Annotated in this window: 12 protein-coding genes; all 12 read left to right on the forward strand. The window is 49.7% G+C overall.

Features of this window, described 5'->3' with window-relative positions; all coding sequences use genetic code 11:
* Positions 1–7: 7 nt before the first annotated feature.
* Positions 8–1,195 carry an exonuclease SbcCD subunit D gene (locus tag BLW49_RS14725; RefSeq protein ID WP_076313285.1) on the forward strand — a complete coding sequence of 396 codons (1,188 nt, stop codon included), beginning with the start codon at positions 8–10 and terminating at the stop codon, positions 1,193–1,195.
* Complete coding sequence (locus BLW49_RS14730; protein ID WP_090725367.1) at positions 1,192–4,626, forward strand: AAA family ATPase; 3,435 nt, start codon at positions 1,192–1,194, stop codon at positions 4,624–4,626. The genes BLW49_RS14725 and BLW49_RS14730 overlap by 4 nt, the downstream gene beginning before the upstream one ends.
* 137 nt (positions 4,627–4,763) lie before the next feature.
* Positions 4,764–5,093, forward strand: a complete 330-nt coding sequence (locus tag BLW49_RS14735) for a hypothetical protein (protein WP_090725369.1) — start codon at positions 4,764–4,766, stop codon at positions 5,091–5,093.
* 447 nt (positions 5,094–5,540) lie between these two features.
* On the forward strand, positions 5,541–5,900 hold the full coding sequence (locus tag BLW49_RS14740; RefSeq protein WP_076313282.1) for a histidine triad nucleotide-binding protein: 360 nt from the start codon (positions 5,541–5,543) through the stop codon (positions 5,898–5,900).
* Positions 5,901–6,168: 268 nt separating this feature from the next.
* Positions 6,169–6,342 (forward strand): 30S ribosomal protein S21, encoded by a 174-nt coding sequence (gene rpsU / locus BLW49_RS14745; RefSeq protein WP_005547957.1) that lies wholly within the window; start codon positions 6,169–6,171, stop codon positions 6,340–6,342.
* Positions 6,343–6,358: 16 nt separating this feature from the next.
* Positions 6,359–6,802, forward strand: coding sequence for a GatB/YqeY domain-containing protein (locus BLW49_RS14750; RefSeq protein WP_076313281.1), 444 nt, complete (start codon positions 6,359–6,361; stop codon positions 6,800–6,802).
* A 164-nt stretch (positions 6,803–6,966) separates the two neighbouring features.
* Positions 6,967–8,283 carry an NfeD family protein gene (locus BLW49_RS14755; protein WP_076313545.1) on the forward strand — a complete coding sequence of 439 codons (1,317 nt, stop codon included), beginning with the start codon at positions 6,967–6,969 and terminating at the stop codon, positions 8,281–8,283.
* 82 nt (positions 8,284–8,365) lie between these two features.
* Positions 8,366–9,373 (forward strand): flotillin-like protein FloA, encoded by a 1,008-nt coding sequence (gene floA, locus BLW49_RS14760; protein WP_076313280.1) that lies wholly within the window; start codon positions 8,366–8,368, stop codon positions 9,371–9,373.
* Positions 9,374–9,387: 14 nt separating this feature from the next.
* Positions 9,388–9,912 carry a hypothetical protein gene (locus BLW49_RS14765; RefSeq protein WP_090725371.1) on the forward strand — a complete coding sequence of 175 codons (525 nt, stop codon included), beginning with the start codon at positions 9,388–9,390 and terminating at the stop codon, positions 9,910–9,912.
* A gap of 119 nt (positions 9,913–10,031) precedes the next feature.
* Positions 10,032–10,325 carry a sporulation protein YqfC gene (yqfC, locus tag BLW49_RS14770; protein WP_047910820.1) on the forward strand — a complete coding sequence of 98 codons (294 nt, stop codon included), beginning with the start codon at positions 10,032–10,034 and terminating at the stop codon, positions 10,323–10,325.
* The gene (gene yqfD / locus BLW49_RS14775; protein ID WP_076313278.1) at positions 10,322–11,527 is read left to right on the forward strand and encodes a sporulation protein YqfD; all 1,206 of its coding nucleotides are present in this window, start codon (positions 10,322–10,324) and stop codon (positions 11,525–11,527) included. Before yqfC ends, yqfD begins: the two co-directional genes overlap by 4 nt.
* Before the next feature lie 6 nt (positions 11,528–11,533).
* Complete coding sequence (locus BLW49_RS14780) at positions 11,534–12,505, forward strand: PhoH family protein (protein ID WP_076313277.1); 972 nt, start codon at positions 11,534–11,536, stop codon at positions 12,503–12,505.
* Positions 12,506–12,519 lie beyond the last annotated feature (14 nt).

Genomic DNA, 12,519 nt, shown 5'->3' on the forward strand with positions numbered 1-12,519 from the left:
AGACAATATGCGGATATTGCATACGGGGGATTGGCATTTCGGTAAGACGCTGGAAGGCAGAAGCAGGCTTAAGGAGCAGGAGGCATTTGTGGACGAGCTGGTCACTCTTGCGGATGAGGAACAGGCAGACGTCATCCTAATGGCAGGCGATGTGTATGATTCCGTCAATCCGCCTGCGGCAGCAGAGCAGCTGTTCTATGATGCTTGTGCCCGTCTTACGTCAGGAGGAAGACCTCTCGTGGTCATCGCGGGGAACCACGATCAGCCGGAGCGTGTCGCTTCGGTCTCTCCTCTGGTGAACAATAGAGGCATTACTCTGGTAGGCATGCCAACACCAGAGATTATAACGGTTAATGCCGCGAGAACGGGGGAGGTCGCAAGGGTCGCGGCACTTCCATATCCTTCTGAGTCCAGGCTAAACGAGCTGCTAACAGATGATGCTGAAGAACAGGGGATGCGTAAGGCATATAGTGAACGCGTCGGTGAGCTGATGCGGCATCTGGGCAGTTCTTTTCGGAAGGACACTGTTAATCTAGCGATGAGTCATATCTATGTCCTGGGCGGTCTTGAATCGGACTCCGAAAGACCTATTCAGGTAGGCGGAGCGTACACGGTGGATCCATCGGCCCTGGCCATAGGTGCACAATATACTGCGCTCGGACACCTGCATAGACCGCAGGCGGTCAAAGGTGAGGGGATGATGCGTTACAGCGGATCTCCACTCGCATACAGCTTCTCGGAATCCGGACAGACCAAATCGGTTGTCATAGTTGATATTGCGCCCGGAGGGATACCTGCAGCAAGAGAGGTATATCTAAGCAGCGGCAAGCCGCTTGTTCGCTGGAAGGCGCAGGAAGGGCTCGCCCAAGTGTATCATTGGCTGGAAGAGCAGAGAGACGCGAACGCATATATTGATCTGGAGATTTCGCTGAGTGAGGCGATGTCTCTCGGAGAGATTCAGAAGCTTCGCAAGGCCCGTGAGGGCATTATCCACATCCGTCCGGTATACCCGGAAATGCTGACAGAGGAGCTGCGTTCAGCTCGTTCCGAGCTGCCTGTGCATGAGGTGTTCCGCCGATTTTACCAGCGGCAAACCGGGGGAGCCGTGCCTGATGACAGTCTCGTTCGACTATTCCTTGAACTCGTCAATGAGGAGGAGTCATCAGCAGAAGGTGAAGAGGGGGCTGTGTTATGAGACCTGTCAAATTGAAGCTGTCTGGTCTGCAGAGCTACCGTGAAGCACAGGAAATTGACTTTAGAACATTGACAGAAACCGGGCTGTTCGGCATATTCGGTCCGACGGGAAGCGGTAAATCTACCATTCTTGATGCGATCACTCTTGCGATGTACGGTAAAGTGGAACGAGCGGTGAACGGAACACAGGGGATTATGAATCAGGCGGAGGACACACTATATGTCTCCTTCAGCTTTGAACTGCAGTCAGAGAAGGGTGTACAGCATTTCCGTGTAGAACGAAGGTTCAAGCGGACGGGTGATGTTTCGATCAGTAATACCGTGAGCCGTTTTGTTGCTGTTACGGAGGAAGGCGAGGAAGTACTGGCAGACAAGCTTGCGGAGGTCAATCGAGCGGTAGAAGAGATGATTGGGCTGAAAATGGATGATTTCACACGGGCTGTAGTTCTCCCTCAAGGCAAGTTTGCGGAATTTCTATCCCTAAAAGGAGCGGAGCGCAGGCAAATGCTGCAGCGTCTGTTTCATCTGGAGAAGTATGGAGATCAGCTCGCGATCAAGCTGAGCCGCAAGGTAAAAGAGAACGAAAGTGCAAGAAAAGCGCTGGAAGCGGAGCAGCAAGGACTGGGTCTTGCGAGCAAGGAGGCTTTGGAAGAGGCGGAGCACAGGCTCAGCGAATCAGTACTCCTTGCCGAGAATGCCCGGAAACAGCTTGAAGAGCTAACCACAGCGGCTGAAGGTATGGCCAAAGTGAGAGAGCAAATGCTGGAGCGCAGTAAATATCGTCAGCTTCTCGATGGATTGTCTCAGCAGGAAGCTCATATTACAGAACTGGAGAAACAGCTTGATCTGTCTTCCAAAGCCGCAGTGCTTATTCCCATCCTGGAGGAGCTTGAGAAGACACAGACCGAATCGATTAAACGCCAAGCAGCGGCGGAGGCAGCCAAGGTGCAGCTTGACCAGTGCGAGCAGGCAGCTTTGGAATGCTCGAAGGCAGAGGAGCAGGCAGCGAGGGGATTGGCTGAAGAAGAGCCCAAGCTGCTGGTTCGGCTGGAGCAGCTGGAACAAGCACGGGAGCTGGAGCGGGAAACCGATGCGGCTAAGAAATTATTGGCACAGCTTGAGCAGCAGAGGACGGCGGAAGAAGCGTTATATGAACAGACCCGTCAGGCATTTGTCAAGGAACAAGATCTTCATACACGCGGACAGCAGAGACGAAAGGAACTGCAGGAAAGTCTGGCCTCCTGTGAAGTGAAAGCACAGGAAAGAAAGGAAGTATTAGGGGCCGTATCCGGGAAGCATAAGCTCGATACGGCTGCCGAGAGGCTGAATGAATCACGTCTGCTGGGACAGCAGGCTGATCTCAAGCTGAACACAGCAAAAGAAGAGCTGGAACAGACGGCTTCTGAGGAGGTGAGGCTTGCTGAAGAGCAAGCACAGCTGGCTATTCAGCTGCGTGAGGCTCAGGATGCGCTTGTTCTCAGCGGACATCAGCTTGATCGGGATCTTGAACAGCTCGGTGAGCTTGAAGAACGATTGCGAAATGAGCTGAAGGAGAATGAGCGTAGAAATCTGTCCGCCCGTCTGGCAGCTGAGCTGACAGACGGCGTGCCTTGCTCGGTCTGCGGTTCGGTCCATCACCCGAACCCGCAGGCGCTTGTTCACGAGCCGGGCGATGCTCGTGAAGAGGACCTCGCGCAGCTGCGCGCCATCTCGGCAGAGCTCTACGAGCTCCGCCTCGGCCTGCGCCAGCAGCTGCATGAGCTGCGCGGACTCCTCGCGCAGCAAGACCCCGGGACCGCGGACATGGACGCGGTCCCTGCCCCGCAGGCGGAAGCCGCGCCTGCGGCAGAGATCGCCGCAGCGGAGCTCGCTGCTGCGGCGCCGGAGGCGGTGGTGCGCGGCTATGCTGCACGCACCCGCACTTACCGCGAGGCGGCAGATCACTTCGCCGCCTCCCTGACTGCGCTGCGCACAGAAGCCGCGCAGCAGGAGACGCGCGCTGCCACGGCACGGCAGCGCAAATGGCTGGCGCAAGCGGCATATGACGCTTGCATCAGCCAGCAGGCGGAGGCAGCAGCACGCATCGAGCTGCACACCGCCGAATACGAGGCCATTCGCGCAGATTGGGCGCGTGAATGGCCTGGCATCGCACCAGAGGAAGCGATAGAGAGGTATGAATTGCTTCAGGAGAGGGATGCTGCAGCAGAGGAGATCAAGCTCAGACTGGATAAGAGCGTATCGTTCCTTGAAGCGAAGGCATCTGCCATGAACGAGCTCCAGCAGCAGCTGGCCTCCATTGACAAACGGCGCGCGCAGCTTGAGGCCGAATGGCAGGGCAAGAAGGAGCTGCTCACTGAACGAGAAACGCGTCTCCGCCATTTAGTGCAGGAGGAACGTGCAGAATTCCTTCTGGAGGCAGCGGCAGCAAGGCTGTCTGCCATCCGCGAGGCTGCCAAGTCCGCCAAGGCTGCGCTCGTCGCAGCAGAGCTTAAGAAGCAGGAGGCGATGAAGCAGGCGGTCATGTCCCGGCAGGCAGCAGATTCTGTCCAGGAGCAGCTGGCAGTTGTATCGGAGAAGTACGATACCGAGCTTGGCCGTTCACCATTTACGGAGGACAGGGAAGTAAGATCAGCTTACATGTTACCGGAGACGGTTCAAAAAACAGAAGCTGCCGTCCAGGAGTTCCGTGAACGGGAGAGAGAGTTGACTTTACGGCTGAAAGATCTTGAGCATAAGCTGCAAGGTGCCATGCTGACAGATGAAGAATGGCTGACGATGAGTGAGCAGCTTCGCGTGGCCAAAGCACAGGATGAAGAAGCGATGCGGGTAAAAGCTAGGGCAGAGCGGGATCTTGAGGATATAACACGTCGTCATACACGCTGGATGGAGCTTGAAGAAGGGCGCAGTGAGCTGACTCAGTACGGTGAGCAGCTCTCCAAGCTGCAGTCGGTATTCCGAGGGAATACTTTCGTGGAATATGTTGCCGAAGAACAGCTTATACAGGTCAGCAGAGATGCGTCCGCAAGGCTGCGCTATTTGACCAAACAGCGTTATGCGCTTGAAGTGGATTCAGGCGGAGGCTTCGTCATTGTGGATGATGCCAATGGCGGTGTGAAGCGTCCGGTCTCCACCTTGTCTGGAGGAGAGACGTTCCTGACCTCTCTGTCCTTAGCTCTTGCACTGTCAGCACAGATTCAGCTTCGCGGACAATATCCGCTCCAATTCTTTTTCCTCGATGAGGGATTTGGAACGCTGGATTCCGAGCTGCTCGATACGGTGATTACCTCTCTTGAGAAGCTTCATAATGATCAGCTTGCGGTCGGCGTTATCAGCCACGTCCCTGAGCTTCGGGCAAGACTAGCCAGGAAACTGATTGTGATTCCGGCAGAAGAGGCCGGCAGCGGCTCCAAAGTGGCTATTGAACAGCTGTAATCTGATCATCAATGGGTTAAGCATGAATTAATATGGATGTAAAATGTCTATTCTTCTCCTTAAACAGTGGCAATTCGCCCAGCCCTGAATATGTTATGGGTAAGAGTCCATTGTTTATAAGGAGGAGTGTTAGTCTCATGGAGAAACAAGACAAGAAGAAAATGTGTTCCGATCATCTATATCGTTATGTGTCGGTGTGGATGGAGGATGGATCTGTACATGATGGTATCGTGGAAAGTGTAGACGAAGAAAATGTATATTTGGCCGTACCGATGACCTGTGATACTTATCAGCAAGCGCCCACTCACGGAATGAATCCTTATTGTGGATGTATGCCTTCCCCGTGCGGTGATTACAGAGGATTTTTTCCATACGGTGGATATGGCTATGGCAGACGCCGCCGCTTTAATCGACTGGTTCTTCCACTATTCGCACTGACAGCTATTTCATTGCTGCCATATTACTAAAGCTCTCATCATTTGATGCAGCTTGCACACAAACGAAGAGCCCTCTGCTTATGCAGGGGGTATTTCTTTTAGTAAGACGAATTGATGATGGATTCCAATTTGGGAGGACTCCTGCTCCTCTCCATTCTTGAAACGAGCGGCACGAACTTGTATGATAAACTTGTCTATTAGTATAGAACGAACTAATGCGTCATTGCACTTTGCCGTAAGCTCGGCTCATATCGAGTGTTAACTGCTAATTTCTATAGTTCAATCTATATGGATACATAATGACGATATCTAGATTGAATTGACCCGTTCAACTTAGATGACAGGTGGATTAGGTCCGTTATAATTCAGCTGGGTATACGTTCAAGCCCGCGGGTTAACGGATTCAAATGTTACTTGACCCTGTTGTTAACGGACTTTTCGATTGTCCAATTCAAATGATAGATGGAGGTTACTATGATGGACTGTTTGTTTTGCAAAATCGTTGAAGGAACAATCCCTTCAAATAAAGTGCTGGAGAATGAGCAGGTAGTTGTGTTCCACGACATCCAGCCTGCAGCTCCGACACATGTGCTCGTTATACCGAAGAAGCATATCGCTTCAATGAATGAGGTGGAAGGGGAAGACTTTGCTCTGATCGGAGAGATACATAAAGCAGCTCAAGAAGCGGCAAAACAGCTGGGCATTGCTGAATCGGGCTATCGGCTGATCAACAATTGCGGCAAGGATGGTGAACAGACCGTTCATCACTTGCATTATCATGTGCTTGGCGGTGCACGCCTCGGGGCACTTACAGGTATTTCTAAATCACACAGCTAAATCTAACGTGGATTCGAATTGATTTGATTTGATCATACTTTGATTTGATGTAATCAAGATATACAGATACAGATCAACATTGTGTGTCAATATGATCTCGAATTCATTGTTTAATCGGTGTGAAAATGGCTTCATTAAGCCTAAAAACATACTTTTTCAACGGGTATTCTTATAGAGGTTGACACACTAACGAATTTTCACCTATAATTAAGTTTGATGAACCGTGTTATATGCTCTTGGACGGTCTGGTCGGAGGGAGGGAAAACTGGTGTCTGAAACTAAAGTTCGCAAAAACGAGACAATTGATGCTGCACTTCGTCGCTTTAAACGTTCCATCGCTAAAGATGGTGTTTTGGCTGAGGTGAAGAAACGCAAGCATTATGAAAAGCCAAGCGTAAAGCGCAAGAAAAAGTCCGAGGCTGCTCGTAAGAGAAAGTTTTAGGAGGAATTAGAACAACATGAATCTTAGCGAACGATTGAACGAAGATATGAAGCAAGCGATGAAGAGTCAGGACAAGTTCACACTCTCCACCATTCGATTGGTTCGTTCGACGATTAAGAATCTTGAAATAGATTTGAAAAGAACTTTGGATGACAACGAAGTGCTTGATATCCTCAGTCGTGAAATCAAACAGCGCAAAGATGCCCTCCAAGAATTTGATAAAGCGGGTCGCACCGAACTTGCGGAGAATGCCAAAGCAGAAATTGATATAATCAGCAAGTATCTACCCGCACAGCTTACCGAAGAAGAAATTAAAGTCATTGTACAGCAGACCATCCAGGAAACCGGTGCTTCTTCGAAAGCCGAGATGGGTAAAGTGATGTCAGCCCTTTTGCCTAAGGTTAAAGGCAAAGCGGATGGCAAGCTGGTGAGCCAAGCAGTTCAACAATTTCTGCAATAACATAAACCGTAAACACTCCCTGTACCAGGGAGTGTTTTTTCTTTTTTGAAACGTAACGCTTGCATGAAGCGTAATATACGACATATGGTGACATTATAGACTTATACAGGAGGGAGGTTATAAATTTGGCAGTCACTCTGAAAAAGTGGAATTTCTCTGTTGTGATGATGGCTGTTTTATTGCTTGCTATGTTTTCTGCTCTATTCTTGGCTCCATCCGCACAGGCAGCGAAATCAGGCGCTGTGTATGTGATACCGGTTGATCAGCCTATTGAACGCGGGCTCCACAAGTTTATGGAACGTGGGTTCAAGGAAGCTGGAGAAATGGAAGCAGGGCTTATTGTATTGCAGATTAATACACCGGGCGGATTGGTGCAGACGACGAAAGAAATTGGTGATATGATTCAGAGCAGCAGTATCCCGGTGGTGGCTTTTATACATGGTGATGCCGCATCGGCGGGCAGCTATATAGCGTTAACTGCGGATCATATCGCGATGTCACCTGGCAGCACAATCGGTGCAGCAGCCCTTGTCGATGCCAGCAATAACTATATCGATGATCCGAAAGCAGTGGCTACATGGAAGGCGAATATGCAGGCAGCTGCAGAGAAGAACGATCGGAACGGAGAAATCGCACAAGGCATGACAGACCTTAACATGGTGGTTGAAATGCCGGAGATTAACAAGACGAAGCAGCAAGGACAGGTTATTTCTCTGACCGCGAATGAAGCGCTTAAGGTAGGTTATGCAGATAAAATTGCTTCGACCCCTGCAGAGGTTGCTGCATGGCTTGAATATTCGCCGGATAACCTATTTGTAATGGAGCCGACTACGTTTGAGAAAATATCTACTTTTCTCACACATCCGGTGGTATCTACCATTCTGCTGTTCCTCGGCATCGCGGGTATACTGATCGAATTGTTTGTTCCTGGATTCGGCGTTCCAGGTATTGTAGGCGTTATTAGCTTTGCACTGTACTTCGGAGGCAGTTATGTCGCAGGTATCGGTGGTTCTGAGACTTGGTTCCTCTTCATTATCGGGCTGGCGCTGCTTATTGCCGAATTGTTTGTTCCGAGCTTTGGCATACTCGGGATACTGGGATCGGTAAGTTTGATTGCAGGGGTAGTTCGAGCGGCGTACGATACAGGTACGGCTTTGTTCTCTCTTGGGATTGCAGCAGCGGCTGCAATAGCGGTCGTTATTATTGTCGCGATTATATTCAAGGAACGCGGGATATGGAACCGATTTATTCTCAGAGACAGCATGACAGCAGAGCAAGGTTACTCTTCTATTCGGACTAGAGAAGATCTGATCGGCAAGAATGGAATAAGTCTGACTACACTTCGTCCTTCCGGTACAGCTGTTATTGATGGGGAGAATGTCGATGTGGTCACAGAAGGCAGCTTTATTCCAGCTAATGAAGAGATAACGGTTCATAAGGTAGAAGGAACAAGGATTGTCGTTAGACGCATAAATCCATAATTAAGAATGTGCCACGTTTATACACAATGCAGAAGGCAATATCATAAGACAAAAATAATTAGTTTGTGGAGGAATTTAATCAATGATGGATTCAGGTATCGTACCTATTCTTCTGATCGCGGTTGTCGTGATCATCGTTCTGAGTGTATTCTTCAGCTTCTTCCCGGTTATGCTCTGGATTTCGGCTCTCGCATCCGGTGTACGTATCAGCATTATCACACTTGTAGCCATGAGACTTAGACGGGTAACACCAAGCCGGATCGTGAATCCAATGATCAAGGCAACCAAAGCAGGTCTGGGACTCAGTATAAATCAGCTGGAGAGCCATTACTTGGCCGGCGGTAACGTTGACCGTGTCGTGAACTCCCTTATTGCTGCTCAGCGTGCGAACATTCCGCTTGAATTCGAACGTGCTGCTGCGATTGACCTTGCAGGACGTGACGTTCTGCAGGCGGTTCAAATGAGCGTTAATCCACGTGTTATCGAGACACCGGTCGTTTCTGCCGTAGCAAAAGACGGGATCGAAGTGAAGGTTAAAGCACGTGTTACCGTTCGTGCGAACATTGACAGACTCGTCGGTGGTGCTGGTGAAGAGACAATCATCGCCCGTGTAGGCGAGGGGATCGTAAGTACGAATGGTTCCTCAGACTCTCACAAAGATGTACTTGAGCATCCAGATTTGATTTCTCGTACCGTATTGGAAAAAGGACTTGATGCAGGAACTGCTTTTGAGATCCTATCTATCGATATTGCCGATGTCAGCGTAGGGAATAACATTGGTGCGGATCTGCAAACGGAGCAAGCTGAGGCTGACAAGCGGATTGCTCAGGCAAAAGCAGAAGAGCGCCGTGCTATGGCCGTTGCTCAAGAGCAAGAGATGAAGGCTCGCGTCGTAGAGATGAGAGCGCGCGTTGTTGAATCCGAGTCTCAAGTACCGCTTGCGATGGCTGAGGCTTTCCGTAATGGCCAAATCGGTGTCATGGATTATATGAACTACCGCAACATTGAAGCAGATACTCAAATGCGCGGCTCCATTGCCAGACCTGAGGATCGCCAGGGAGATAACGACGAGTCAAACCCTAATAAATAAGGTGGTGGATGTAAATGAACCTTATCGAATGGGTGATGAATAACTTCATTTTTGTGCTGGGTGCTATTTTCGCGCTGGTATCCTTTATAGGAAAGAGCAAGAAGCCGAACGACGAACAGCATCCTTCTCAAAGGGCTCCGCGTTCCAATCCTGCACAGGACGCTCGTCAGCAGCAACAGCAGTATGACTCGAGGTATGAGGAAGAAGATGAAGAAGATGAAGAAGATGAGTACGAGGATGATTCATCCCCTTATTCCAAGCAGCCTCAGCCTGCATATGCTGCAGCCCAGAATGAGGTGCTGGAGCAGAAGCTGCGAGAGCTTGAAGTCGAGAAGATGCGGATGGAGCGTGCCAGGCTGAAGCTGGAGCATAAGGCTCAGCGTCAAGGTGCCTCCAGGAAGCAGGCGGCTGCGCCGGCAATAGATTCTGGTAAGAACGAAGCCCCTCTAAGCTCAGATGAGATTCGTAAAGGAATCATATGGGCAGAGATCTTAGGGCCGCCGCGTGCTAAGCAGTCCTTTACAAGGCATCGGAAATAAGGCAGATTAAGCCGTTTTTTCTCTTATGAGAAAAGACGGCTTTTTGTGTTTCGATGCTTTCATAAAACAGGATTTTGCTGCATATGGTTTAGAGTACAGGAAGGGGGAAGACCAGCCCAATGACCCGAATCAGCCGCAATTTGCGCAAATGGACCAGCGAAGTACTCGATTTGCCGCAGGATGTTCTTTTTGACACGCCCAGGCTAACCCTGATTGGAAGTAATCAGCTATACATAGAGAATCATCGCGGTGTGGTTCACTTCTCTGAAGAACGGCTCGTGCTGGATTTATCAAGCGGGCGGCTTGAGATCAGCGGGAATAATCTGATGATTCGCACCATTCTCCCGGAAGAAGTAGCAGTGGAAGGGCGAATTACGAATATACAGTACCTGGGAACGGGGGATGAGAAATGAAGACACCGAGTCTAGCTAACTTAAGAGGAAGTGTTCATATTGTTCTCCTGGGTGGAGACCTTGAAGCGATGATTAACCAGATGGCTGTCAGGGGTCTTCAGGTTTGGGAGATTCGTTCGATAGGTGAGAGCAGCGCCAGCATGAATATTCTACTTCGGGATTTTTTCAAGCTGCGCCCGCTTTTACGGCGGACAGGCTGCCGTGTTCGTGTGAAGAAGCGTATCGGCTTTCCTTTTTTTCTGGCTCGATTACTTAGAAGAAAGATGTTTGTTGCGGGAGCCTTTCTGTTTTTTGCCATCTTGTTCTCGATGTCCTCGCTTGTATGGGATGTAGAGGTGAAGGGGAATGTGAAAATAACGGAGGAAGAGATTCTGGCTGCAGCTAAAGAAGAGGGGCTGTATCCGTTTCAGTGGTCCTTTCGGCTTCCGACGCAGGACAAGCTGGCTAGAGATTTAATCAAGCAGCTGCCGGCTGCGGCATGGATCGGAGTAGACCGGGAAGGGACCAAATTCACCATTCAAGTTGTCGAGGCAGACGAGCCTGAGAAGCAGCCCTTGTTAAGTCCGAGGCATATTGTGAGCAAAGCAGATGCAGTAATTACAGAAATTTATGCTGAGCAGGGAAGGCCTGTAGTACAGAAGAATACACGTGTTAAAAAAGGGGCGGTTCTCATCTCCGGCATTCTGGGTGACGAGGAGAACAGTGAATTGGTTGTAGCAAAAGGCGATGTGAAGGGACTGGTATGGCACGAATATAACATTGAAGTCCCGCTCGTTCAGAAGCAGGTCACCTATTCAGGTGAGTCCAAGGAGCGGAGATATATCGTCATCGGTGACTGGGCGATTCAGTATTGGGGTTATGATAAAACCCCGTTCAGTAAATACGAGACGATCACGGATGTTGAGCCGCTTATGTGGAGGTCATTCAAGCTGCCGATTGGCTGGATGACGGAGACAGACAGGGAGACGAATTATAGAGAGCTTAATCCGAGTGAGGAAGAGGCTAAACAATATGGGATTACAGCGGCAAAAAACGATATTTTAGCGAAAAATGGGAAAGGAACGAAGGTGATAAGCGAAAAAATTTTGCATGAGAAGAAAGAGAATGGTAAAGTTTATATGAAAGTGCTTTTCGAAGTAGAAGAAAGTATAGCGGAAGAGCTTCCGCTCGTTCATAACCCAAGTCCAAGTCAAGGAGAATGAGGCTATTTGTCAGTAAATAATTACAGCATTCGAATCTCGCTTCAGAACGCGGGAGAAGGGCAGTCGTTATTTGGACCACAGGACGCTTTTCTTAAGATGATGGAATCGCAGATTCCGGCGACTGTCGACTCCCGGGAAGCAGAAATAACAATTAGAGGCAAGGAACAGGAAGTAGAGATCATGGGACAGCTGTTTGAAGTGCTGCTTGCGTTGATCCGGAATGGCCATATCTTATCTGAAAGAGATGTCCAGTATGCCATTGAACTCGCTAAGGATCTGCGTGCAGATCAGCTTCTTGATCTATTTAAAGGTGAGATTACGAATACATATCGCGGCAAGCCGATTCGAGTAAAGACGATTGGCCAGAAGCATTATGTAACGACGATCAAAAAACGTGATATCGTGTTCGGCATTGGCCCGGCAGGTACAGGTAAAACGTATCTTGCTGTTGTTCTAGCGGTTGCCGCGCTGAAGGAAGGCTCTGTCAAAAGGATTGTGCTGACGCGTCCCGCCGTGGAAGCGGGCGAGAACCTCGGCTTCCTGCCAGGTGATCTGCAGGAGAAGGTGGACCCTTACCTTAGACCCTTGTACGATGCTTTATATGACGTTATGGGACCCGATCAGACAGCCAAAGCACTAGAACGCGGATTGATCGAGATCGCTCCGCTTGCTTATATGCGTGGACGAACACTTGACGATTCATTCATTATTCTCGATGAGGCTCAGAACACAACGCCGGAACAGATGAAGATGTTCTTAACACGGCTTGGTTTTGGATCGAAGATGGTCATTACCGGTGATGTGACGCAAATCGACCTTCCCCGCGGAAAAAAATCGGGACTCATTGATGCTAAGGCAATTCTCGAAGGTGTGGAAGAAATCGGGTTTGTCTATTTTACTGAACAGGATGTCGTGCGGCATACACTCGTACAAAAAATTATTACTGCATATGACCGGGCCGCCGAAAATCAAGAATAGGAAGGGATTGTCGT

Origin of the sequence: Paenibacillus sp. PDC88 (assembly GCF_900106725.1) — a bacterium.
Classification (GTDB): Bacteria; Bacillota; Bacilli; order Paenibacillales; family Paenibacillaceae; genus Paenibacillus; species Paenibacillus shunpengii.

Excerpts from the sequence above, each read along its gene's own strand:
- BLW49_RS14755 (WP_076313545.1), top strand. The coding sequence starts at position 6,967 with ATGATGGCTGTTTTATTGCTTGCTATGTTTTCTGCTCTATTCTTGGCT.
- yqfD (WP_076313278.1), top strand. The coding sequence starts at position 10,322 with ATGAAGACACCGAGTCTAGCTAACTTAAGAGGAAGTGTTCATATTGTT.
- floA (WP_076313280.1), top strand. The coding sequence starts at position 8,366 with ATGATGGATTCAGGTATCGTACCTATTCTTCTGATCGCGGTTGTCGTG.
- BLW49_RS14740 (WP_076313282.1), top strand. The coding sequence starts at position 5,541 with ATGGACTGTTTGTTTTGCAAAATCGTTGAAGGAACAATCCCTTCAAAT.
- BLW49_RS14730 (WP_090725367.1), top strand. The coding sequence starts at position 1,192 with ATGAGACCTGTCAAATTGAAGCTGTCTGGTCTGCAGAGCTACCGTGAA.
- BLW49_RS14725 (WP_076313285.1), top strand. The coding sequence starts at position 8 with ATGCGGATATTGCATACGGGGGATTGGCATTTCGGTAAGACGCTGGAA.
- BLW49_RS14735 (WP_090725369.1), top strand. The coding sequence starts at position 4,764 with ATGGAGAAACAAGACAAGAAGAAAATGTGTTCCGATCATCTATATCGT.
- BLW49_RS14765 (WP_090725371.1), top strand. The coding sequence starts at position 9,388 with ATGAACCTTATCGAATGGGTGATGAATAACTTCATTTTTGTGCTGGGT.
- BLW49_RS14750 (WP_076313281.1), top strand. The coding sequence starts at position 6,359 with ATGAATCTTAGCGAACGATTGAACGAAGATATGAAGCAAGCGATGAAG.
- yqfC (WP_047910820.1), top strand. The coding sequence starts at position 10,032 with ATGACCCGAATCAGCCGCAATTTGCGCAAATGGACCAGCGAAGTACTC.